The sequence below is a fragment of the Plantactinospora sp. WMMC1484 genome (assembly GCF_049315195.1).
In the GTDB taxonomy this organism is placed as follows: Bacteria; Actinomycetota; Actinomycetes; order Mycobacteriales; family Micromonosporaceae; genus Plantactinospora.
The window spans coordinates 7,672,586-7,693,503 of record NZ_CP186055.1 but is presented as its reverse complement, the minus strand read 5'-3'; the positions used below and the strand labels follow the sequence as shown (position 1 = coordinate 7,693,503).

The window sequence follows — 20,918 nt, the reverse complement described above, 5'->3', positions numbered from 1 at the left end:
ATTCGCGTGCGGAGCAGTGGTCGGTCCGGAGGTTCCCGGTGAACCGGCAGGCGCAGGCGGTCGTCCTGTTGCTGCTCGGCGGGTCGGTGCTCAAGGCCAGCCTCACCGACGTCTACCTGCGGTACGTCAAGGAGGGGCTGCGGCCGTTCCTGATCGCCGCCGGTGCGGTACTGGTGGTCGCCGCGGTGATGACGCTGCTGCACGATCTGCTACGGCGTCCTGGCGTGGCAGGCGGGGCGGGCGGCCACGACGATGGACAGGTTGGCGGTGGAGACGGAGATGGGGACGGACCGGCCGACGACGGGCACGGGCACCACGAACCCCGGGTGGGCTGGCTGCTGATCCTGCCCGCACTCGGGCTGCTGCTGCTGTCGCCACCGGCACTCGGATCGTATGCGGCCGGGCAGTCCGGGACGGTGCTGGCCAATCAGGAAGTCGAGATCTATCCACCGTTGCCGGCGGGTGACCCGGTCCAGATCGGACTGCTCGACTACGCCGGACGGGCCATCTTCGACGAGGGCGACACGCTCCGCGACCGGCGGGTGCAGCTCACCGGCTTCATCGCCCCCGGAGCGAACGGCGAACCGATCCTGGCTCGGATGATGCTGTCCTGCTGCGCTGCCGACGGCCGGCCGATCAAGCTCGGCATGTCCGGGGACGTGCCCGCCGGGTTACCGCCGGACAGTTGGGTCGAGGTGATCGGACGCTACACCACGCAGGTCGGCAAGGATCCGGTGAACGAGGTGGAGATTCCCTACGTCCAGGTCGAGTCGTGGCAGCGGATCGACCCGCCGAAGCAACCGTACGAGCAGTGACGTTCGTGCACTCTCGCGGATGGTCCCCGTCGAGTTGGACCGGGGCCGAACCTAAATCGACCTCATGTCGAGGGTGTGCCAGACGGTCTCCTTGCCGACGCCCGTCGACCACCAGAGATAGCCGCCGCGGGACTGTACCGTGCCGACGCCGCGCGCGATCTCGACAGTGCGCCGCTGGGTGATGTCATAGAGGTAGAGGACGCGACTGCTCTGCTCGGGGTTGTCGGCGTTGCCCTCGGTCAGCACCTCGAAGCGATCGAGTGCGGCCACGTCGACGACGGACGGCAGCGCGGTGTCCGGTGGAACGACCTGACGGTCGCCGCCGTCCGGCCGTATCAGGAGACTCTGCGGCTGTCCTTGCAGAGGCACGACGAGCAACCGGCACCAGCTCGGGCTACAGGTGACCACCTCGTCCGGGTTGGCGGCGACCTGCGTCGTCTGCCGCTCGACCACGTTGTGCAACCGGATCGGTCCACCGCTGCCGATGCTGATCAGGTAGGGCCAGCGGGAGAGTTCCCAGTCGCCGGGCTGCGCCTTGACGGTTACCGGGCCACCGTCGAGGGACACCGCACGTAGTTCCGTGTCGGTGCCCTGGTCAGGTGAGGCGGCAGCCCAGTGCAGCCACCCGTCGGCGATGGCGAGGTCGTACTCGGATCCGAGGTACAGGAACTGGCCGGTGTCAGCGGTCAACCGCCGGACCGGCCGATCTCCGGCGAGGTCGGCGCTCCACAGCTCGGTGTGTGCGCGGCCGCTGGCGTCGATGGTCGACTCGGCCCAGACAACCGTGCCCTTCTCGACGGCGACGGCGGCGAACTCCGGCTCGTCCACGTTCGGGAGGCGGCGCAGTTCGCGCAGTTGCCCACCCGGGGCGCGGTAGAGCAGCCGCAGGTGGGCGCCGCCCGGCTCGGGCGCCATGCCGATCGAGGCCGTTGCGTCGAGAAAAAGCGTCGGATGGTACACCGTGCCATCAGGCAAACTGGCGTTGATGCTCGCGCGCTGGGCGTTCGGCCAGACCTCCGCCGCGTGGGGCGGCAGCGAGGCGGCGGGCCCGGCCTCGGGCGGTGGCGGCCGCCAGAGCAGCACGCCGGCAGCCGCGACCGCGACGACCAGGGCGGCCGACCCGCTGACCCGCCGCCGGCTGCCCACCCGCCGTCCGGCGAGCGTGCTGGGCCGGGCAGCGACACGGCTCATCTCGAACATCCCATCTGGCCGTCCACCCGTACAGTATCGCGATCGAATTCTCCGATCGGGCACGATGGCGGCCGAGAGCGGGCGCAGCACGAGCGCGCTGGTGGCCGGGCCGGGACCAGGTGGGTCTGGGACGACGGACCACCGGAATGCGGCATCCGCGGGGCCGATTACAGTGTCGGTCACCCGTACCGGATGTCCGGTGCGGCCCCGTGCCCGTCGCCGGGAGGTGGGCTTGTCGAGCAGGCCGGTCATCGGCGCGCCCCGACGGGCGAGAACGCTGCTGAGCCTGACCGTCGCCGTGGCGGCGATCTGTGTGCTGCTGCTGGTTCCGCCCAGTGACCGACAATCCGCCTTAGCGCCGGTGTCGGCGGTGCTCGCCTGGCCGGGCGTGCAGCGCGGAAGCGTTCCCGCCGACCTGCCCGACGGCACCGCCTACACCCCAGCCTGGTTTCTCGACGCCCGAACGTCGATCGGCACCGCGCGGAGTCGTGACGGCGCCTTCCTGCGGCTGGTGGTTCACCAGGCTGACGGGTCGCTGCGGCAGCTGCGACGTCTGCCGACCGGCGACGCCCCGTCGATCGCGGCGGTCACGGTCAGCGGTGAGGTGGTGGTCTGGGCCGAAGGCCACGGGAATCGCGATCCGCAACTGTGGGCGGACAACTTCCGCGACGGACGACCGCCGTGGCTGGTGACCGTCGACACCGGCGAGGCCCGCTTCTACCGGTCGGAGTACGACCTGGTGATCGCGGACGGCCGGGTGCGCTGGGTAGCCACCGCCGACAACGACGTGACCGAGGTGCGGTCGGTGGCGCTGACCGGCGGCCAGATGCAGATCACGGTTGAGACGGGTACGTGGCAACTGTCGGCGTGGCCGTGGCTGGTCGACGGCGCCACCTCCGTTGCCGGCTCGACCACACTGAGAAACATCGTCACCCGCCGCGACGTCGCGGTGTCGCCGAGCCGCAGGGCGGTAACGAATTGCAGTCCACGCTGGTGTCGAGTCGTCTCGTTGACCGGAGACGGCTACCGCATCGATCTGATGAACCCTGACGGCACGGACCGCCGTAGAGTCGCCGAGGGCTCGGTGGAGACCGCCGTCACCGACGTCGGCGCGCTCGACCGCTTCGACGTGTACGCGGAACTCGGCGGCACTGCGGACCTGACCGGCAGTGTGCCGCTTCTGGTCTACGACATCGCCCGCCGGAGACCGGTCGAGGTCAGTCCGGCCGCCACCGACGTCGTCTATCGCGGCGGGGTGCTGTGGTGGTCGACCGGTAACCAGGAGCTGTTCCTACGGCACAGCCTGGACCTGCGCACCGTCTGACCGCGGCTGCGGAGTGACGCCGTCCGGAGGTCGGGAGACTGTCAGATCCCGTATCTGCGTCCTGCGATGCTGTGTCGTCCGTGCCAGTGGCCGGCTGGGTCCGGGCAGGCGGTGGGATCAGCGCGCGCAGGTGGCGCAGGTGCCGAAGATCTCGAGGGTGTGACCGACGTCGGTGAAGCCGTGCTGGCTGGCCACCTGGTCGGCCCAACGCTCGACCGCCGGGCCGGCCACCTCCACCGTGCGTCCGCAGTTGCGGCAGACGAGGTGGTGGTGGTGCCTGCCCTGGCTGCATCGACGGAACAGCTGCTCGCCACCTGGTAGCCGGGTGGAGTCGATCTCCCCGGCGTCGACCAGCAGCTGGAGCGTCCGGTAGACGGTGGTGAGCCCGACCCGCGCCTCACGGGCGATCAGCATCTGGTGCAACTGCTGCGCGGTGTGGAAGCCCTCGACCTCACGCAGCAGGGCCAGCACCTCGACCCGCTGCCGAGTGTTCCGGGTCACATTTGGCATCGTCTGGTTCACTGTACCGCCGTCTCCGCGAATGTCTCCACTGGCCGTGCCGCCAACCCTGGCCGCCTGGCACCCCGTCGATGACGCCGAATGGCGGGCGCATCCATTATGCGTCGTTGAGAAACTCGACGGTCCGCCGCATCTGGGGACGGGGCCAGACCCGGCATAGCGGAGTGAAGTGCCGTTACCGGACGTGAACGCCGACGAAGCTGATCCTCGGCGATGGGCAGCGAGTCTGGCGGCAGCAGGGTGGGCTGTTGCCGAATTCGGCCGACGGCGCCGCTGGCCCACGGCCCGGAGCGGATGACGGCCTGCTACACCCGCCGGGCGAGCGCGAACCCGGCCGCCGCAGCGGCGAGGACAAAGGCCGCGAGTACGGCCAGCGCCTGCACCAGGGTGGCGCCGCCGCCCTGTTCCTGCGCCGCGCCGCCAGCGGCGGCCGGTGCGGGGGCAGTGGTCGTGTCGGGTGGGTTCGCCAGGACGGCGTTGGTGGCGATCAGCCGTGGGGCGGGGTGTTCGCTGTCGGCGGTGATGTCGATCCAGTCGTACGAGCCGCCGTCGGCGCACCGCTGTAGGACGGGGAAGTGCAGGGTGTCGCCCGCTCGGGCGATGATCCGGGTGGTCAGGCCAACCTGGGCGGTTTTCAGGCCGGGGCCGGTGAACGTGACGCGGTCGTCGGCGACTGCGGCAGACCAGCGGTTCGGCGTGGCGGTGGTGGTCGCGGTGACTCCGTCCGGCAGGGCGACGACCAGTTCGGTGGTGGGGGAGTTGTCGCAGCTGTGGTCGAAGCTGAAGGTGAGGGTGGTGGTGCCGTCGCCGTTCGGCTGCGCCTCGGCGATTTCGACGTGGGCGGCGGCGGGCGCGGCACCCAGTGCCAGGTATGCGACCGTGGCTACCGCCGCCGCGCCGACCGTCCGGGTCCACCGCCGCGCGTTCATCCGACGTCCACGGTGAACCGGGCGACCGGATTGTCGTACTTGGAGGTGCGTACGCTGACCTGCATCACCCAGGAGCCGGCCAGGGGCAGGTCGACGACCGCCTGGTACCGGCCGGGGCCGGTGCGCGCCAGCTTCCGTTCCAGCGGGCCGAGGTTCATCGCGGGCAGCAGCACCGTCAGCTTCGGGTCGGCGACCGGGACGACGGGCTGACCGGCGGCGTCGAAGAGATCGAGTTCCATCGAGTTCACTCCTACCGTGCCCGGGGTGAGCCGGGCGACTGCCCGCCCGGGCCCCAGCGGCGCCTCCAGCACGGGTGGGCTGTCCCCGGCGTCCGCTGCTGCGGGCCGGGGGGCGGTGTCGGGGGTGGGGCTCTGCGTGACCAGGAATCCGGTCGCGGCGACGACGACGATGAGCAGTGACGCCTCGAGCCGGACGGCGCGGCGCAGCAGCCGCCACGCGGCCGGGGGGCCGTCGTCGTGGTCGGCGGCCGTGACGCGGGGGACCAGACGGAACCGGTTGTGTGCGGCGATGGCGAGGACCACCGCGGTCAGTCCGACCTTGGTGAGTAGGGCCAGGCCGTACGGGGTGCTCCACAGTGCTTCCCATGACCGCAGGATCCGCCAGCCGGTCAGCAGGCCGGCGACGCCGAGCAGGCCGACGAGGACGGCGGCGGAGCGGGAGAATGCCGAAACTGTCCGCGCCGCCGCGTCGGCGGGCAGGTCGGCCGATCGGGTGAGTGTCCAGGGCAGCGCGGCCAGCCCGCCCAGCCATACGCCGGCGGTGGCCACGTGCAGGATGTCGGCCGGGACGACCAGCCAGGCCGGGCCGTAGGTGCGGGTGTGCCCGACCAGGGCGATCGCTCCCCAGGCGAGGGCGACGCCGGCGAACGCCGTGGCGGTCAGCGCCGCGCGTCGGCTGGTGCGGACAGCCTCGGCGGCATCGCCGGATGCCGGGGGCCCGGCGGCGGCCGAGGTTGCCCACAGTCCGGCGCTCAGGCCGAGGACGACCAGCAGGGAGCTCAGTCCCTCCGTCGAGGTGAGGCCGGCCGCCCACAGGGAGGTGTCGGCCAGGCCGGTCAGGTTCCGGCCGTCCTGCCAGGCCGGGACGGTCGGCACCAGAACCAGCCGCGCCAGCGCGGTCACGGCCGCCGACCAGGCGGCGAACCGCAGCAGCCGGCGCCGCAGGACCGGTGCGTCGGCGCGCAGCAGGACGAGCAGGAAGACCAGCAGCCCCGCGCTGACCAGCAGGCCGAGGTAGGCGGCACCCTCGGCCGCCTGACGCAGCACGTTCAGCGCGGGACCCGGACGGCCTTCCGGCAACTGCACGGTCGAGGCGCTCGGCGCGCCGACGGCGAAGGTGAACCCGCCGGAGATGGGGTGACTGTCGGCCGAAACCACCCGGAACGCCACGATGTAGGTGCCGCCGGGAAGGTCCGGCGGCACGGCCAGGAGCACTTTCGTGTCCACTGACCGGCTGTCGCTGGAGATCTCGTCACCGGCCGCGTCGAGCAGCCGGACTCCGCCCGGGCGTACCGTCACCGGCTCGTTGAAGGTCAGCGTGACCTCGGCCGGGGCGCTCGCCAGCACGGACCCGTCCGCCGGGTCGGTGCCGAGCAGGACCGCGTGGGCGGCTGCCGGCGCCGCGGGTACGGCAGCTGCCAGCAGACCGAGCAGGCTGGCGAGCGCGGTGGACACCGTCCACCGCGCCCACCGACTCCGCTTCGACCGTCGCGCCGCCACCGTGCTGGGCAACCCCACCTGCACCGCAGGCCCGTCAGGCGGACTTGCGGGTGCGCAGCAGCGCCACCCCGCCGGCCACCAGACCCAGCGCGCCGAGCACCAGGCCGATCCAGCCGACCACACCATTGCCACCGCCGCCGGACTCGTCGCTGGACCGGGCCACCGGCTGCACGGCGGCGTCAGCGTCATCGGTGTCGGCCTTAGCGGTCAGCACGAAACTCGGCGCCGGGTGCTCCAACTCGTCGGCGTCCTGACCGGCGGCGGGCATCTCCACCCACGGCGTCTCACCCTGCTGGCAGCTCTGCACGGCCGGGAACGCCAGCGTCTCGCCGGGGGCGTTCGGCAGCTTCAGCGACAGCTCGAACGTGTCCCGCAGGTCGTCCGGCAGCGGCGTCTTCGCGGTGTAGACGACCTCGGCGACCCGCTGGGTGAGCTCGTTGCCGTGGCTGTCCTTCACCGGCGGATTCAGGTCCGCCATGACCTTCTGCACTGCCCAGTTCGGGTTCACCGTCGGGGTGACCGAGACGATCTTCTCGGGAATCTTGATGGAGACCTTCGTCGTGGCGGAGCCGTCGCAGCCGTGTGGCACGCCGAACGTCAGCACGGTGTACGAGTCGGCGATGGTGACCGACGGGGTCACCGTGACATGCGCGGCAGCCGGTGACCCGGTGAGCGCCACCGCGGCAACGACGAAGAGCCCGAGCGCGCCGATCCTCACGACCTGGCGACCTGTGACACCCATAGCTGAACAACCCTTCCGGAGACAGTGCCACGGCCGACGCCGCAGCACACCGCGATCCAGTAGTCCGTCACTGCCCGGCGTTTAGTTCCCGGCCGCACCCAGTCTCCCACGATGTGGGATAGGTCCTGATGGCTACTCGTCGTACCCGCAGCTTGGAAGTGATTGAGTTCGCGGTCGGCGTTCCGTACCTGCTCGCCCTGGCGACGATCTCAAACAGGGGAGGCCAGAACAGACCCGTCATTCAACAGTGGTGGCTGCACCGCGACGATGACCTCCGGCGCGGTCTGGGGCGACCGCTACAACACCTCGGTCACGGTCAGCGGCGCCACCCGCTGGACCGTGACGGTGGCCGTCACCGCCCCACAGTGCATCACCACGACCTGGAGTGGCAGCGCCACCCTCAGCAGTAACAACACCGTGCTGACAATGCGCTCCAACGGCAGCGGCAACTCCTTCGGCTTCACCACCATGACGAACGGCAACTTCGGCGCCCGACCGCAGATCAGATCCTGCACCACCGGGTGACCAAATCACTCGCCTCATTTCAAGAGAGGCATGTCTCGGCCCACTCCACCTGGTCACCGTCCGTGGCCTCGGCTACCAGCCGAGGCTACGGGCGCCGGTGGACTGTAAACGAAACCTGGGTTGGTCAATCTGGTGCGGGCAGTGGCGGGCGGACGGGGTGGCACGAACCCTCCCACACTGAGCGTGGTCACATTGGTGGTCACAGCCCAAGATCAAATAGCCATCATTGCGCGACATGTGGCGACAGGGGGTGTGATTTGACGTAGAGAATTTTCCCTGCTCAAAGCACCTGTCGGCATCCGGCGGTACGGCGTGACAGAATCGTTACCAGACTGGCAGTGTGGGGGTCAGGGGTTCGAGTCCCCTCGGCTCCACCTTGTGTTTGTGCCGGTCAATTGGCGCCAGTCATCGACTGGTGCCGATTGTTAGTGATCTCGTGGTCACACGGCGCCCCACACCACGCCCTCGGCGAACAATGTTGAAACGCCCGAAGAAGTCGCCTCTGACCAGGGGTTGTTTCTGTTCCTCGGGTTGTCCGAGGACTGGGCCGGAATGTGGGGCGCAGAACCGTGTAGTACGGCGGTGCCGGCCCGTGTCGCTACGTACGGATCGGTCGCTGTATTACCCGCTCGACGCCTGTCCCCGAGAGGGACATCCCGGGCGGGTGATAGCCGGGGCCCCAATGGCCGCCGACAGCGCCGTCTCAATCCAGAACAGTCGGAGGTTGTTGAAAATCTAGGTCTTTGATCGACGCGGATTCCGTGTCTGCTGCGCTCGGCGCCCGCCGTGCGCGGATCGCAACTGCGTGGCTTCTGGGTGGTTCTTGCGGGCCTGGAGGGATGCTGCGCCCGGTGCTCGCGCCGGTCGAGGATCGCAACTGCGACACCGGAGCCCGGCCCGCGGCGAGGTGGGCGAGCCGACCGCGAGGATCCGTCCGTCCGGGTTGAACGCGACGCTGTAGAGGTAGTTGGTGAACCCGAGTGTCACGTCGAGCGGGGCTGGCCGGACACGTCGATCAGCCGGGCGCTCGTGTCCGTGCTGGCGACGGCCAGTGTCCGCCCGTCCGGGCTGAAGGCCAGCGAGAAGATGATCGCGTCGGTGCCGGGGGTGGACAGCCGACCGGGCCGGCGGGGGTCGGTGACGTCCCACAGGTGAATCCCGCCATCGTCGCCGGCACCGGCCAGCGTACGTCCGTCGGGGCTGAATGCGACCGTCTGAAGCAGGGCGGTGGGGCCGGTGAGCGGCGGACCGAGCCGGACGGGGGTGCTCGGGTTGGTGACCTCCCAGAGTTGGACCGTGCCGGTCCGGGTGCCGACGGCCAGGATGTTGCCGTCCGGGCTCAGCGCCATCGTCCCGGCGAAGGCGGCCATACCTGGTGGGCTGACGATCGGCCGCCCCAACTGGACCGGTCGGCGCGGATCGGTGACGTTCCAGAGCCGTACCGTCCGGTCGCGGCTGGCTGCCGCGAGGATCTTCCCGTCACCGCCGAACGCGATGTTGAACAGCCGGATCACGGCGTCGATGCCGCTGCTGGCGATGGTGTGCTCGTCGGACCCGAAAGCGACGCCGGTCACGTTGTGCGGGTGCGGCAGCAGGGTGAGAACTCGGCCTGTATCGCGGGCCCAGATCGTCACCGTCCGGTCCGACGTGCCGCCGGCGATGGTCCGGCCGTTCGGGCTGAAGGCGATCGAGTTCACCCAACTCGTGAGACCGGTCAGGGGTTCCGCTTCCGGGCTGGTCACGCTCGGATCGGTGACGTTCCACAGTCGTACGCTCCGATCCTCGCTACCGCTCGCCAGCGTGCCCCCGTCCGGGCTGAACGCCACCGTCCGGACCTTGCCGGTGTTGTCCGACAGCGGTGCGCCGACGGGTTCCGCGCGACCGGATCCACGCATGCTCGGCAGCCGTACCGTGGTGTCTGCGCTGCCGGAGGCCAGGAGCCTTCCGTCAGGGCTGAAGGCCACCGACTGCACCGAGTCGGTGTGACCGACTGCGTCGGGCAGGGCTCGGGTGTTCAGTTGGTCGTCGATTGCCCACCGTCGGACGGTCCGGTCCGGTCCGGTCCGCGCCGCCTGCCGCCAGCACGCGTCCATCCGGGCTGAACGCCACCGAGTAGATCGTCGATGCTGCGCCGAGCAGCGGCAGGCCACGCGGCCCGGGCCTCTCCGGATCGCCGACGTCCCACAGCCAGACGCTGCGATCGGCGCTGCCGGCGGCGAGGATCCGTCCGTTCGGGCTGAACGCCACCGAGTACACTGCATCGGTGGATCCGGCCAGTGAGCCGCTGAACGGAACCGGTGGTTGGTCCGGGTCGTCCGCGCGCCACAGCCGTACCGTGTGGTCGGCGCTTCTGGCGGCGATCAGCCGCTTGTCCGGGCTGTACGTCACCGCCTGGGCGGCGGTGCCGAATCCGTGCAGCCGGGTCGCCGTCGGGGTGACGTAGGCGTCCAGCAGGCTGGACCGAGCCTCGACGATCTGACCGGCCCTTCACCGGTCGACCGCGGCAAGCCCGGCTCGAAGATCCATGCGATCAGCGAGCGTGGCGGGCTGCCTCTGGCGGTGGAGATCTCTGCCGGTAACACCCACGATATGAAAGCCCTTGAACAGGTCGTCGATGCGGTCGTGCTGGTCCGCCAAGCCGGTGGGGCGGCCCCGCCGGCGTCCGTACAAGCTGCACGCGGACAAGGGCTACGACTACGCCGTGTGCCGCACGGCTTTGCGCACCCGCGGGATCATCGCGCGGATCGCCCGGAAGGGCGTCGAGTCGTCGCAGCGGTTGGGTCACTACCGCTACGTCATCGAATGCGCTCTGGAGTGGGTCAGCAGGTTTCGTCGCCTGCAACGGCGCTACGAACGCACAGCCGCACATTTCGTGGATTCGCCCAGTTGGCCTGCGCGGTCATCTGCTACCCAGACTCGTCCGACTCAACCTGCTGACCTCACACAACCCCAAATGAGACCGCGTCTTTAGATTAGGAGGACCGATATGTCCTCGGTGGTGTAGTCCCGGGCGCGTGCTTGCTGCCCTCACCCGAGACGAGGTGCGCGGTGCAGACCACCAACATCCCGGCGACGGATCACAGACACAGCATCTCGCGCTTCTCAGCGCCCTCCTGCGCGTGTAGGTCATGCGCCGCAGCTGCGGGTCGGGCAGGACGCCCTCGTTGTAGATTCGCCCTTGACGCCGTGCTGCGGATGATCGACGGCCATGTTGAACTGTCCGGCAACCAGGTCGAGCGTGCCCGCAGCACGGCGGACGGCTGCGGGACGGCCGGTGGCGCCGCGGTCGCGGTCGGCGTACCGACCAGACCTCCGGCTGCGGTGAGCAGTAGCGCGACGATCAGTGGCCTGATCCTCAGCGGTCCCCAAACCGTGCGGGGACGCAAACACGACGAGCGCGCCCCGGTCACGTCATGCCGGTGATCATCTCTACCGATGTCTCAGGCCGCCGCCGCAACAGGAACAGGTGCGCTCACCTCGAAGCTGTCGACGGCACCCGTCACGATCCATCCCGAAGCGATCCCGCACTCACGTTTCGAGCAGGCGGATCGCCTCGTCCACCAGCCGCGCGGCATCTCCGCGCTGGTTCTCCGGTCGCTTGGTGAAGCGGATGAGTTCCAGCCGGTTGACCAGGTCGGTGAACCGCCGCGGCGGCTCCCTGTCCTCGTACGGCAAGACCTCGTACAGCGTGCTCTCGAAGGAGATGCTGAACTCGTCGAGGTCGATGTCACCCCGCCTGAGCGCCTCGCGCAGCTCCGTCAGCCGTGCTGCGCCTGCTCGCCGCTCAATGGGTTATCACCGTCACGACCCGGCCCTCCCGGCTCACGATTACCTGAAGCGTTCCCAGCATATGTGAGTAGTTCCCGTTGTCCTGGCGAACGCCGCGAACATTGCGGATCACGTACTCGACCCAGGCCGGTGAGACTCCCCGACCGTAGTCGTAGCCTCCTCCGGCCTGCCGGAGCGTGTAGTCCTGGCCGGTGGCGGCGGCGACCCCGGATCCGTAGAGAGCGCTGCCGGCGCCGCCGACGATGACCGTACCGGCGAGCTGGGTGGCTCCGGCCCCGGCTCCGGTGATGCCGGCGTAGGCTCCCGCACCGACGCTGCCCGCCGCGCCCATGGTGGCGCCGGTGAGCGCGCCCGCCGCCGCTCCGACGGCCACCTTTTTGATGCAGGTGTTGCGGTCGTCGCCGCTGAGCCAGCAGTCGATGCCGCCGACGACTCCACCAGCGACGCCGCCGATGATGGCGGTGCAGACGATCGGGCACAGCCCCGTGGGGTCGGTGAGAACGGTCGGCCGGTTGTAGCCGTAGTGGTAGGTCTGGGTGAACGGAGTGCTCATCGCGGCCGGCAGCGGGTCTGGGCTGGTGAACCGGCCACTGGTCGGCTCGTAGTCGCGGGCTCGCATGTCGTAGAGGCCGGTGAGCTGGTCAAGGTACTGGCCGTGGAACCGCAGCGGGTTGGCCGGGTACGTCCCGTTGGCGGTGACCGGCTCCCCGTACGGGCCGAGGGTGGCGCTGCCGGTCAGGGCCGTCGGGCCGGCGGTGTCGGTGATAGAGCCCTGAAAGTCGCCGAGCAGCCAGCTCGGGGTGGCGGCAACGGTGTCGGCCAGAGCGGTGCCGAGGTCGGTCTGCGGGTCGGCCCACCACTGGTGGGTGGCTGTGCCGCTGCCGTTCCGCTCCTCGATCCGAGTCGGCAGTCCGAGGGTGTCCCAGGTCCAGGTGGCGTCGGCGGCGCCGTTGATCGTACGTGTGGTGCGGTTGCCGGCCTCGTCGTAGCCGTAGCCGACGGTACGACCGTCCGCGAGCCGGACGCTGCGCAGGTTGGCGTCCAGTCCGTGGCTGTAGGTGACGGTGCCGGCCGCAGTGGCCCGGCTGGCCAGCAGGCCGTTGGCGTCGTAACCAAGTGCCCTGGTGGTGCCGTTGACGGTCTCGCCGGTCGGCCGGTCGTCATCGTCGTAGCTGTATGTGGTGGTGGTTCCTGCGTCGACCGTCTTGCTGCGGTTGCCGTTGAGGTCGTACTCGAAATTGCTCCGGGCGGCGGTTGCCGGGCAGGTGGTGCCGGTGCCTGCCAGGCACACCCCGGTGACCTGGCCGGCGGCGTCGTAGGAGTAGAGCTGGTTGGCGGTACTGGTGCCCCGCGTCGTGGTGACCGTGGCCGGGTTGCCCTGCGGACCCCAAACGACGTTTTGTTCGGCCAGCGTGGTCGCGCCGGCCCGGTGGGCAACCCGGGTGACCGCACCTGCCCGGTCGTAGCCGTAGGAAGTGGTCGGGCCACCCGCGCGGGTGACCGAGGTCAGGTTGCCAGCCGGGTCGTAGCCGTAGTCGACGGTCCGGCTTCCCGCGGCGGTGGTCAACGTCGTGCCGGTCAGCCTGGAGTCGCTGTTCCAGGTGTACGACTGACTGCGGTTGCCCGGCATAGTCGTCTTGGTCGGCCGGCCGGCCGGGTCCCACTGGTAGTCGGACACCTGGGCGCCCCGGGCGATCCGGGTTGTCCGCCCCAGATCGTCGTAGTCGTAGTCGGCGACGGTGGTGCCGTTCCCGGCCGTGGCGGTCCGGCCCAGGACGTCGTAGGTGTAGCTGAGGTCCGGCGTGGTGTCGCTGTAGTCGATTTTGGTGATCCGGTCGACGGCATCGTAGGCGTAGCTGACGCTGCCGCTGGGCAGGGTGATCGTGGACGGCTTTCCGTTTGGCGTGTAGGCGTACCGGACGATCCGGCCGGTCGGGGTGGTCGACGAGACGATCCGCCCGGCGTCGTCGTAGCCGTAACGGTAGGACTTGCCGCGCGGGTTGGTGAGCGTCGCGAGCCGGCCAGCGGTGTGTCGTACCCGAACTGGGTGGTGGCGCCGGTGGCGGTGACGACCCTGGTGACGTTGCCGGCGACGTCGTAAAGTCCAGCCTGGGCAACTCGCCGTCGACGGCGTGGACCACCTCGTCGCGATCATCCGCAACCGGCTCAAGCGCGTGCAGTACCGCCCCGACCTGATCCCCGGCTTCCTCACCCAGACCGGACTCAACCTCGAACCGGAACCGCCACGACCGAAACAGACCCCAGACTTTCAACCGCTGTAGCTGTGTTCGCGGTGGAGGCCTGGTCGAACTCGTCGCGGTTTCGGGCGATGTCGCTCTGGTGGTCGCGAACCCAGTGCACGAGTCCGTCAACGGCGTCGCTGAGTGATCGGCCGAGCGGCGTCAGAGCATATTCAACCCTCGGTGGTACTTCCGGGTATGCGGTCCTGGTCACCACCCCGTCGCGGGTGAGGGCGCGCAGCGTCTGGCTGAGCATCCGCTGGGAGATGCCGGCGACCTGTTCGTGTAGCGCGGTGAAGCGCAGCGGGCCGGGCGCCAGGGCCGTGATGGTCAGCAGGGTCCACTTGTCGCTGACCCGCGCCAGTACGTCACGGACGAGCTCGATCGTCTGTACGCAGTCCGGTGCGACCCCGCGCTCTGCGAGTTCGGCACCAAGGAAGCTTGCCATGGCTCTTTGTTCCTCATCCGTCAGTAGCTGACTTCAAAGTGCGTATTGGAAAGCCGGACTAAATCCGGTGGACACACGTTTCTTACTGATCGTAACTGGCGTGCGGCCACCCCTCTGTGGCCGTGACAGCGGAAGGAACGGCATGGTCCGGCACGACACGTTCACGATCTCGCGGCACCTCGACGCGCCGCCGGGCGAGGTCTTCACGGCGTTCGCCGACACCGCGGTAAGGCGGCGGTGGTTCCGGCTTCCCGGCAGCGGAGCCTCCTACGAGCACGACTTCCGGGTGGGCGGTGGCGAGACGGCAAGCAGCACCTTCACCGGGCTGGACACCGCGCCCGAGCGGCTGGAGTACCGGTCGCGGTACATCGACATCGCGAACGCCCACCGGGTCGTCTACGGCTACGAGGCCGTCGTCGACGGCGTACTGCGATGGACCTCGCTGGTCACCGTCCGGCTCGACGCCGAGACGGACGGAACCCGGCTGGACTGGACCGAGCAGGTGACCTTTGTCAGATACACGGGGGACGGCAGTGCGGACCTGGCGCACCTGCGCGGCGGAAGCCTGCTGCGGCTGAACGGCCTCGACGCGGCCCTGCAATCCGGACGTCCGCGTCAGCAACGGCGGTGAAGTTCGTATTGGATTCCGGATTAATCCCCGTAGCACAGCATTTCCAACCATCAGTACCATCTGATCGGCAAGAACGGACCACACATGACGAACATCGGAATCATCTCGGCGGCCCCGCCCCGGCCGGGTTGGCCACCAGGTGGCCGAATGGGTCGCCAAGCAGGGCAGCCAGCACCACGGCATCGACGTCGAGGTGGTGGACATCAAGGACTACGATCTGCCGGTCTTCGACGAGCCGCAGTCGCCGCTACTCGACTCCTACGCCCACGCCCCGTACACGGCAATGGAGCAAAAAGATCGCCGAGTTCGACGGATACGTCTTTGTCACCCGGGAGTACAATCGGTCGATTCCCTCAGCGTTGAAGAACGCCATCGAATATCTCTATGGCGAATGGATCAACAAGGCGGCAGACTTCGTCTCCTACGGCAGCAACGTCGGCGGCGCCCGCGCGGTGGAACACCTGCGCCTCATCACCGCAGGTCTCCAGTTAGCCGGCGTACGCACCCAGGTGAGCCCGTCACTCGCCACCGACTTCGCAGCGTTCACCGCGTTCACCCCCGGCGACCGCCACAACACCATGCTCCGCCAGCTCTTCACCGAGGTAACCGCCTGGGCCGGCGCGCTCGCACCACTGCGCCAACCCTGACCGCACTCCGACCGCGCACGACGACGGGGCAGGCCGCCGCCCAGGCGCTGGCCTGCCCCTCGTGACAGCGTCCGCTCTGGTGTCGCGGTCATGGGTTCGCGGTCGACGCGGGTGCGGTGGGCACTGTGGTAGCGCCGCCGAGGTGACGGTTCAGGAAGGTCGCGGTCGCGTCGGCGGCCTGACTGACGTACGGCTCTCCGTCGTAGAGGTCGATGTGCTGCTTGGCGTCGAGCCAGCGAATCTCCTTCGGTCCTGTCGCGTCGGTGTAGAGCGCCTCGGCGAGTTCCGGTGCGCAGTAGGCGTCGTTCCGGCTGTGTACGACCAGCAGCGGGGTGGCGGCGAGTAGCGGCGCTGCGCTCAGGGCGTCGAAGGTCATGAGCGCGTGTAGAGAGCCGTAGGTGACCCGGTTCTCCCAGTTCGCGGCCGTGGATCGTCGGGTGCCGTAGTAGTCGAACGGCTCGTCGCCGCTCATCGCTGCCGTACCGCCGTCGGGGGCGACCGCCGGCAGTTCGTCGTCGTAGCGCTCGATGAAGGAGGTGAGCGCTCGGCGGTAGCCATCGGCGTCGCTCGCGCGGAAGCGGACCGGGCTGTTGTAGGCACCCGCGATGCCCACGACCGCGCGGATCCTCGGATCGGCGGCAGCCGCGCGAACCGCGTAGCCGCCGCCGAGACAGATCCCGACCGCAGCCACGCGGGCGGGGTCCACAGCCGGGTGGGCGGTGAGCAGGCCTACCGCCGCGCGCAGATCGGCCAGCTTGCCCTGGCTGTCCTCGTGTGTGCGGCGTCCGTCGCTCTCGCCGAAGCCGCGGTGGTCGAACGCAAGGGTGGTCAAGCCGCGCTCGTGGAGCCGGGCGGCGTAGGTGCCGACGACCTGTTCTTTGACGCTGGTGAACGGCCCGGTCAGCACCACGGCGGGCGCACCATCGGCGGCCAGCGCGAGGTTTCCGACCAGCGTGATGCCATCGGCGTTGAACGTGACGCGCTCGGTGCTCACACCGCCACCGCCTCGGCGGCCGACGCCGTGCCGACGCTGCCGGTCGCCTCGCTGGCCAGCTCCGCGGTGTACGGGTGGGTGCCGTGGAAGGCCAGGTCGCCGATGAACGCCCGGTCGTCGAGTGTGAGGTAGGAGTCGGCATGGCTCTCCGCTGCGCCGACGACATGCGATGCGAAACGCAGGCACAGGCCGTTGGAGTGGTCCGGGTGCGCGTGCGTCACGAACACGCCCAGCAGCGGCTTGTGCAACGCCGCGATACGGGCGGCAAGCGCGCGGACGTCGGACAGCAGCAGGTTAGCGTCGACAAGCACGACACCCTCGGTCGTCTCGACCAGGTAGCTGTTGACGAACAGACCCGTTTCGGCGGCGGTGTACGTGTGGATGCGGTACTCGGACGTGCGGTCGGACATGTCGGCGGTGTTCCCTTCGGCGTCTACTGTTGGCTCGACGCTAGGTCGCACGGCGCGCGTCGGACAGAAGGCACTTCGCGGTGCCCTTCGACGAGCTCGGGCGGCGCTGTCCGAGCCTCGGGAGTGCTCATGTCGCTGGTCGTTCCGGATGTGCTCGAAGAGGGCTGCACGACGCGGCAGGCGATCGAGCGACTCGCCTCGAAATGGCGGGTCCTGCTCATCTACGCGCTGCTCGCCGGTCCCCAACGGCACGCCGAGTTACGTCGCCGCGTCGCGGGGATCACGCAGAAGGTCCTGACCGAGACGCTGCGCGACATGGAGCGCGACGGGTTGGTGCAGCGGCGTGTGCTCAAGGAGACACCGCCGCAGCACGTCGAGTACGGGCTGACCGCCCTCGGCAAGACGCTGCAGGAACCACTCGCCGCCATCTGTGCCTGGGCGACGGAGAACAACGCCGCCTGATCGGCTGCTCCGCTGATCGGCTGCTCCGCTGCTCGGCGGCTACATCAGTCGGAGGAGCCGGGATGGCGCGACAACCCGACGCCACGCTGACTGACTCAAGCACCACCTCTGGTGACAGCCGTCCAGAGCCTCCTCGTCGCCTCCCTACCCGACACACCCTCCTGCCGAGAACGGTCGTGGCGCCCGGATTTGCCACAGTGCGCTCGCTACCGGACGACACACCGGAGTGACCGCGCGAACAACCGGCTGATCGCGGTGGCCGCGCTGGGGGTCGTGGCCATAGCCTGATGCCCGCTCACTAGTCGATGGCCTGTAACGCGGTGGCGATCGGCTCGAGCCCTGCGACCAGCTCGTCGAGTTCGTCTCCGGTGAGCACGTCGTACGCCGGCGCCGCCAGCTCGTCGGTGAGGGCCTCGATCCGCTCCCGGGTCTCCCGGCCGGCGTCGGTGAAGCCGCCGGCGGCGTCCACGAGGCCGCGGCCGCGCAGCCCGTCGACGACGGCGGCCAACCGTGCCCTGGGCAGGTGGTGGGTCCGGCCGAACTGCTCAGCCCTCATGCCGAGGGAGAGAGCGAGCAGGACGTGGGCTTCGGTGCCGCCGATGCCGTGGGCGAGCAGGGCGGCGTTGTGGCCGTCGCCGCGGTGCTCCCGCAGCAGCGTCGCCGCGTGCCACAGCCGGGCAACCGGTTCCTCCGGCATGTCGAGCGCCCGGAGCCCGGCGTACAGCGCCCGGCCCTCGGTCGGCGCGCTGACCGAGGCCCGGGCAGCGAGGTCGGCGACCCGCACCAGACCGGGCGAGTCGGCGAGCTCCCCGGTCATCTGCCGCAGCGCGGCGGCGCTGCTCTGCTCGCGCACGGCGATCACCTCCTGCGGGGTGGTCTTCCCCCATACCCACGGGATGTGGCGGGCCACCTCGCCGTCAGCGAAGTTGTAGAAGACCGCGTGCACCACCTCAGCCGGCGCCATCCCCAGCGGCGCGGCCCGGCCTGCGAAGTAGCCGTCCCAGTAGTCGCGCATGCCCAGGGCCAGGAACGCCTCGTTCGGCACCTCGGAGAAGGTGACAGTGGCGATTGGCTCGACGAGTTCGACCATGCGGCGGACCTTGGCATGCGCGTGCGGCATCGGTCATCATCTCCTGTGATCGCGACAGCGTCCTCACCGGCTGCCTCTCACCCTGGCTACGAACAGCCCCGCCCGAATACGACACCTCCGGTCGACATCAATCCAGCCAAGATCAGCTTCGCTCTCGTGTCGCGCGGCGTGCGGCGTGCGGCGAGTACACACGCCGCGCGGCCTTGGCGGTCGTGGGGCGTGTCGGCGGTCAATGGCCGGTCGGGTAGAAGCTGCCCGGTCCGCGAGCGCGACGGGGTCAATCCTCGCCTGTCGTGCTTGGCTGGCCTGGTTCGGCGCGTCTGCGACGGCGCAGCGTCATGGTGACCAGCGTGCCGACGCCGATGACTATGACGATGACGCCGGAAGTACCTACGGCCCAGCCGGTGGTAACGCCGCTGTGCTGAGCCTTGTCCAACGCGGGGGCGGTGACGTGCGTTGCGGGTCCGGTGGTGGCAGCCGCGATCACCGTCGGCGCACTCGCGCTCACCGCGGACGGGGGCGATGGTGGCACAGTCGACGCCTCCTGGCGGGAGCGCGCCGACGCCTTGCTCGAGCGCGCCGGAGTCGCACTGGAGCGTGCCGGAGTGCGGGGGGTCTTCGTGGCCGCACCCGCGATGTAGATCTGGAAGCTCAGGTCCACGTCATCAGTGCCGCCCTTGCGGACCAGCGCCTCGTAGAAACCGAATCCGGCGGACTGCCGCTCGGGATGCTGCACCGCATGGATGATCTTGTATCGCAGCACAACCGTCTGGGATGCGCCGACGGCCAACGGCCCCGGACTGGGACAGTACTGCCCGCCGTTGGGGTCCGGACGGCACCCACCACCGCTGACGAATCTGGTGCCCGGCTGGGTCTCCACGCCGGTCAGTGCCCACTCCGGCTCGATCGTGGGTCCGTGGTTCTTCACCGTCACGCGGATGCTGACCGTGTCGCCCACCCGTCCCTTCGCGTTCGTGGTGGACACCGACAGATGGGTGGAATCTTCCACGCGAGCCACGTGAGCCCAGCTCGGCGGCGACGGGGCGAGCAGCACCGCGCCGATGGCCAGAATGCCGGACAACACCGAACGTCCTGAACGTGCGCACCAGACGCCACGGGTAAGCCCACCCGCGCCTGCGTACATCTGAGTCCTCCCACCGAGTCCGTGGGCGGACCCCGTACCCATGCCCATCGGGTTGAGAAGCATATCGGTCCGCTGGCATGTCCGGCCGCCCCGTGACCGGCACATGCTAGCCACCGCCGGAGGGCTACCAACGCCAAGATCAGACGTGCTCTCATGCCGCAGAGCTCGCGCGTCGCCAGCCGGGAGCCGTCACGTCGCGCCGCCGGCCACTCACGCCGGCTGCCGCGCGGCCCGCTGGCGTCCGCAAGCCAGTTCAAGAAATATGACGCAAGGTGTCAGGTTTTGGGTGGAGCATAGGTTCATCGGTCGGCGCCGGTGATAGGCGCCGACCACAGAACAGATAGATATACGGAAAGACAAGGACCTTCATGCGCGAAACCCCAGAGGATCTCGAAGAGCTCCAGGCCCTCCTTGACGCCTCCCTCGCCCGCTCCACCTCCCACCTCCGCTCGATCATCAACACCGCGCGCACACTGAACGCGGAGCAGCTCACCCAGGTCCTCACCGGCATGTGCACCCTCGCTCTGTCCAGCGTGACGGCAAAGGGTGAGCCGCGGATCAGCGGTGTCGACGGGCACTTCCTGCGAGGCAAGTGGTACTTCGGCACCGCGCGCGACGCGGCCAAGGCGCGCCACCTCGCGGCGCGGCCCGCCGTCAGCGCCGCACACATGCGCGGTGAGGACCTCGGCGTCTTCACGCACGGCAAGGTGGAGATCCTCAACCCCCAGGACGGCGACCAGGCCAGGGACTGGCCGGACGTGCTCGCGTACTTGAAGGACTTCTACGGCGACGACCTCTTCGACTGGGACAACGACGTGGTCTACTACCGGCTGCATCCGCACTGGATGACCGTCTATGCCCCAGACATTGCAAAGCTCACCATGGCGTCCCAGCCCTGATCCACAGCACGGGCCAGCCGATGCGCGTTTGAGACCCGTTTCCGTCAGAGGTCTCGTTACCGCCTAGCAGGGCTGAACGCGGCGTCCGCGGTGGCCTGGTCGACTAGCTTTCACAGGGTCGCCGCCAGCACCTCCGGCCCGTACGGCGGCAGGCTACGACACCACCGCCGGCCGGCCAGACCGCCTACCCCCGATGAGCAGCACCACCACACCGATGACCAACATGCGCGCTGCCTCATGCCTGGCAGTACAGCACACCATCATCGCCATCGATCACTGCGCCGGCAGGGTCGCGCCGTCACAGCGCAGCCACCCGCGAACCACCCAGGTGGCGGCCGCCACGCCCCGTGGCCTGCCCCCGTGCCTGGGGCAACGGGTTG

Annotated in this window: 21 protein-coding genes and 2 pseudogenes; 8 read left to right on the top strand and 15 right to left on the bottom strand. The window is 69.3% G+C overall.

Annotation, left to right across the window (positions count from 1 at the left end; genetic code table 11):
• Window positions 1-38 precede the first annotated feature (38 nt).
• Window positions 39-815: a TIGR03943 family putative permease subunit gene (locus ACN28C_RS32935; protein WP_422771375.1), complete on the top strand. Its 777-nt coding sequence runs from the start codon at window positions 39-41 to the stop codon at window positions 813-815.
• Window positions 816-866: 51 nt separating this feature from the next.
• Here the strand turns inward: ACN28C_RS32935 and ACN28C_RS32930 are convergent, their stop codons facing one another.
• Window positions 867-2,006, bottom strand: coding sequence for a hypothetical protein (locus ACN28C_RS32930; protein WP_422771374.1), 1,140 nt, complete (start codon window positions 2,004-2,006; stop codon window positions 867-869).
• Between the two features lie 64 nt (window positions 2,007-2,070).
• Between ACN28C_RS32930 and ACN28C_RS32925 the strand changes: the two genes are divergently transcribed.
• The gene (locus tag ACN28C_RS32925; protein ID WP_422771373.1) at window positions 2,071-3,330 is read left to right on the top strand and encodes a hypothetical protein; all 1,260 of its coding nucleotides are present in this window, start codon (window positions 2,071-2,073) and stop codon (window positions 3,328-3,330) included.
• Window positions 3,331-3,447: 117 nt separating this feature from the next.
• Here ACN28C_RS32925 and ACN28C_RS32920 read toward each other — a convergent pair whose 3' ends face one another.
• The 4 genes from ACN28C_RS32920 to ACN28C_RS32905 all read right to left on the bottom strand — a co-directional run bounded on the left by ACN28C_RS32920 (window position 3,448) and on the right by ACN28C_RS32905 (window position 7,235).
• On the bottom strand, window positions 3,448-3,840 hold the full coding sequence (locus tag ACN28C_RS32920; RefSeq protein ID WP_422771372.1) for a Fur family transcriptional regulator: 393 nt from the start codon (window positions 3,838-3,840) through the stop codon (window positions 3,448-3,450).
• A 314-nt stretch (window positions 3,841-4,154) separates the two neighbouring features.
• A complete protein-coding gene (locus ACN28C_RS32915) occupies window positions 4,155-4,778 on the bottom strand; it encodes a DUF1775 domain-containing protein (RefSeq protein WP_422771371.1) in 624 nt (207 codons plus the stop codon).
• Window positions 4,775-6,472 carry a copper resistance protein CopC gene (locus ACN28C_RS32910; protein WP_422771370.1) on the bottom strand — a complete coding sequence of 566 codons (1,698 nt, stop codon included), beginning with the start codon at window positions 6,470-6,472 and terminating at the stop codon, window positions 4,775-4,777. The genes ACN28C_RS32915 and ACN28C_RS32910 overlap by 4 nt, the downstream gene beginning before the upstream one ends.
• A 79-nt stretch (window positions 6,473-6,551) precedes the next feature.
• Entirely contained in the window at window positions 6,552-7,235 is a 684-nt protein-coding gene (locus tag ACN28C_RS32905; protein ID WP_422771369.1) for a YcnI family protein, read from the bottom strand.
• 291 nt (window positions 7,236-7,526) lie between these two features.
• On the opposite strand from ACN28C_RS32905, the gene ACN28C_RS32900 reads away from it, so the two are divergent.
• Complete coding sequence (locus tag ACN28C_RS32900) at window positions 7,527-7,784, top strand: hypothetical protein (protein ID WP_422771368.1); 258 nt, start codon at window positions 7,527-7,529, stop codon at window positions 7,782-7,784.
• A gap of 983 nt (window positions 7,785-8,767) precedes the next feature.
• On the opposite strand, the gene ACN28C_RS32895 is transcribed toward ACN28C_RS32900, so the two are convergent.
• The 3 genes and pseudogenes from ACN28C_RS32895 to ACN28C_RS32885 form a co-directional block, all read right to left on the bottom strand.
• A complete protein-coding gene (locus tag ACN28C_RS32895; RefSeq protein ID WP_422774892.1) occupies window positions 8,768-9,679 on the bottom strand; it encodes a WD40 repeat domain-containing protein in 912 nt (303 codons plus the stop codon).
• Between the two features lie 18 nt (window positions 9,680-9,697).
• A pseudogene (locus ACN28C_RS32890) lies at window positions 9,698-9,760 on the bottom strand (WD40 repeat domain-containing protein); the annotation flags it as partial.
• Window positions 9,732-10,172: a WD40 repeat domain-containing protein gene (locus tag ACN28C_RS32885; protein WP_422771367.1), complete on the bottom strand. Its 441-nt coding sequence runs from the start codon at window positions 10,170-10,172 to the stop codon at window positions 9,732-9,734. The pseudogene ACN28C_RS32890 and the gene ACN28C_RS32885, both read right to left, overlap by 29 nt.
• A 90-nt stretch (window positions 10,173-10,262) precedes the next feature.
• On the opposite strand from ACN28C_RS32885, the pseudogene ACN28C_RS32880 reads away from it, so the two are divergent.
• A pseudogene (locus ACN28C_RS32880) lies at window positions 10,263-10,721 on the top strand (IS5 family transposase); the annotation flags it as partial.
• Window positions 10,722-11,312: 591 nt separating this feature from the next.
• Here ACN28C_RS32880 and ACN28C_RS32875 read toward each other — a convergent pair.
• The 3 genes from ACN28C_RS32875 to ACN28C_RS32865 all read right to left on the bottom strand — a co-directional run bounded on the left by ACN28C_RS32875 (window position 11,313) and on the right by ACN28C_RS32865 (window position 14,261).
• A complete protein-coding gene (locus tag ACN28C_RS32875) occupies window positions 11,313-11,459 on the bottom strand; it encodes a hypothetical protein (RefSeq protein ID WP_421490924.1) in 147 nt (48 codons plus the stop codon).
• Between the two features lie 109 nt (window positions 11,460-11,568).
• Window positions 11,569-13,728 carry an RHS repeat domain-containing protein gene (locus ACN28C_RS32870; RefSeq protein ID WP_422771366.1) on the bottom strand — a complete coding sequence of 720 codons (2,160 nt, stop codon included), beginning with the start codon at window positions 13,726-13,728 and terminating at the stop codon, window positions 11,569-11,571.
• A gap of 68 nt (window positions 13,729-13,796) precedes the next feature.
• On the bottom strand, window positions 13,797-14,261 hold the full coding sequence (locus ACN28C_RS32865; RefSeq protein WP_422771365.1) for a winged helix-turn-helix transcriptional regulator: 465 nt from the start codon (window positions 14,259-14,261) through the stop codon (window positions 13,797-13,799).
• A gap of 142 nt (window positions 14,262-14,403) precedes the next feature.
• Between ACN28C_RS32865 and ACN28C_RS32860 the strand changes: the two genes are divergently transcribed.
• Window positions 14,404-14,892, top strand: a complete 489-nt coding sequence (locus ACN28C_RS32860) for an SRPBCC domain-containing protein (protein WP_422771364.1) — start codon at window positions 14,404-14,406, stop codon at window positions 14,890-14,892.
• A gap of 215 nt (window positions 14,893-15,107) precedes the next feature.
• Window positions 15,108-15,539, top strand: a complete 432-nt coding sequence (locus ACN28C_RS32855) for an NADPH-dependent FMN reductase (RefSeq protein WP_422774891.1) — start codon at window positions 15,108-15,110, stop codon at window positions 15,537-15,539.
• Window positions 15,540-15,627: 88 nt separating this feature from the next.
• On the opposite strand, the gene ACN28C_RS32850 is transcribed toward ACN28C_RS32855, so the two are convergent.
• Window positions 15,628-16,533: an alpha/beta hydrolase gene (locus ACN28C_RS32850; RefSeq protein ID WP_422771363.1), complete on the bottom strand. Its 906-nt coding sequence runs from the start codon at window positions 16,531-16,533 to the stop codon at window positions 15,628-15,630.
• The gene (locus tag ACN28C_RS32845; RefSeq protein ID WP_422771362.1) at window positions 16,530-16,943 is read right to left on the bottom strand and encodes an MBL fold metallo-hydrolase; all 414 of its coding nucleotides are present in this window, start codon (window positions 16,941-16,943) and stop codon (window positions 16,530-16,532) included. The genes ACN28C_RS32850 and ACN28C_RS32845 overlap by 4 nt, the downstream gene beginning before the upstream one ends.
• Before the next feature lie 129 nt (window positions 16,944-17,072).
• Between ACN28C_RS32845 and ACN28C_RS32840 the strand changes: the two genes are divergently transcribed.
• Window positions 17,073-17,405, top strand: a complete 333-nt coding sequence (locus ACN28C_RS32840) for a winged helix-turn-helix transcriptional regulator (RefSeq protein ID WP_422771361.1) — start codon at window positions 17,073-17,075, stop codon at window positions 17,403-17,405.
• A gap of 298 nt (window positions 17,406-17,703) precedes the next feature.
• Here ACN28C_RS32840 and ACN28C_RS32835 read toward each other — a convergent pair whose 3' ends face one another.
• Both ACN28C_RS32835 and ACN28C_RS32830 read right to left on the bottom strand, forming a co-directional pair.
• Window positions 17,704-18,525 carry an SCO6745 family protein gene (locus ACN28C_RS32835; RefSeq protein ID WP_422771360.1) on the bottom strand — a complete coding sequence of 274 codons (822 nt, stop codon included), beginning with the start codon at window positions 18,523-18,525 and terminating at the stop codon, window positions 17,704-17,706.
• Between the two features lie 247 nt (window positions 18,526-18,772).
• Entirely contained in the window at window positions 18,773-19,576 is an 804-nt protein-coding gene (locus tag ACN28C_RS32830; protein ID WP_422771359.1) for a hypothetical protein, read from the bottom strand.
• A 431-nt stretch (window positions 19,577-20,007) separates the two neighbouring features.
• Here ACN28C_RS32830 and ACN28C_RS32825 point away from each other — a divergent pair, with 431 nt between their 5' ends.
• Complete coding sequence (locus tag ACN28C_RS32825) at window positions 20,008-20,538, top strand: pyridoxamine 5'-phosphate oxidase family protein (RefSeq protein ID WP_422771358.1); 531 nt, start codon at window positions 20,008-20,010, stop codon at window positions 20,536-20,538.
• Window positions 20,539-20,918 lie beyond the last annotated feature (380 nt).

Bases quoted from the DNA above. Each gene is read 5' to 3' on its own strand.
- ACN28C_RS32930 (WP_422771374.1), bottom strand. From the start codon at position 2,006: ATGAGCCGTGTCGCTGCCCGGCCCAGCACGCTCGCCGGACGGCGGGTG.
- ACN28C_RS32925 (WP_422771373.1), top strand. From the start codon at position 2,071: ATGGCGGCCGAGAGCGGGCGCAGCACGAGCGCGCTGGTGGCCGGGCCG.
- ACN28C_RS32920 (WP_422771372.1), bottom strand. From the start codon at position 3,840: ATGCCAAATGTGACCCGGAACACTCGGCAGCGGGTCGAGGTGCTGGCC.
- ACN28C_RS32915 (WP_422771371.1), bottom strand. From the start codon at position 4,778: ATGAACGCGCGGCGGTGGACCCGGACGGTCGGCGCGGCGGCGGTAGCC.
- ACN28C_RS32900 (WP_422771368.1), top strand. From the start codon at position 7,527: ATGACCTCCGGCGCGGTCTGGGGCGACCGCTACAACACCTCGGTCACG.
- ACN28C_RS32895 (WP_422774892.1), bottom strand. From the start codon at position 9,679: ATGCGTGGATCCGGTCGCGCGGAACCCGTCGGCGCACCGCTGTCGGAC.
- ACN28C_RS32870 (WP_422771366.1), bottom strand. From the start codon at position 13,728: ATGATCGCGACGAGGTGGTCCACGCCGTCGACGGCGAGTTGCCCAGGC.
- ACN28C_RS32865 (WP_422771365.1), bottom strand. From the start codon at position 14,261: ATGGCAAGCTTCCTTGGTGCCGAACTCGCAGAGCGCGGGGTCGCACCG.
- ACN28C_RS32860 (WP_422771364.1), top strand. From the start codon at position 14,404: ATGGTCCGGCACGACACGTTCACGATCTCGCGGCACCTCGACGCGCCG.
- ACN28C_RS32845 (WP_422771362.1), bottom strand. From the start codon at position 16,943: ATGTCCGACCGCACGTCCGAGTACCGCATCCACACGTACACCGCCGCC.
- ACN28C_RS32840 (WP_422771361.1), top strand. From the start codon at position 17,073: ATGTCGCTGGTCGTTCCGGATGTGCTCGAAGAGGGCTGCACGACGCGG.
- ACN28C_RS32835 (WP_422771360.1), bottom strand. From the start codon at position 18,525: ATGCCGCACGCGCATGCCAAGGTCCGCCGCATGGTCGAACTCGTCGAG.
- ACN28C_RS32825 (WP_422771358.1), top strand. From the start codon at position 20,008: ATGCGCGAAACCCCAGAGGATCTCGAAGAGCTCCAGGCCCTCCTTGAC.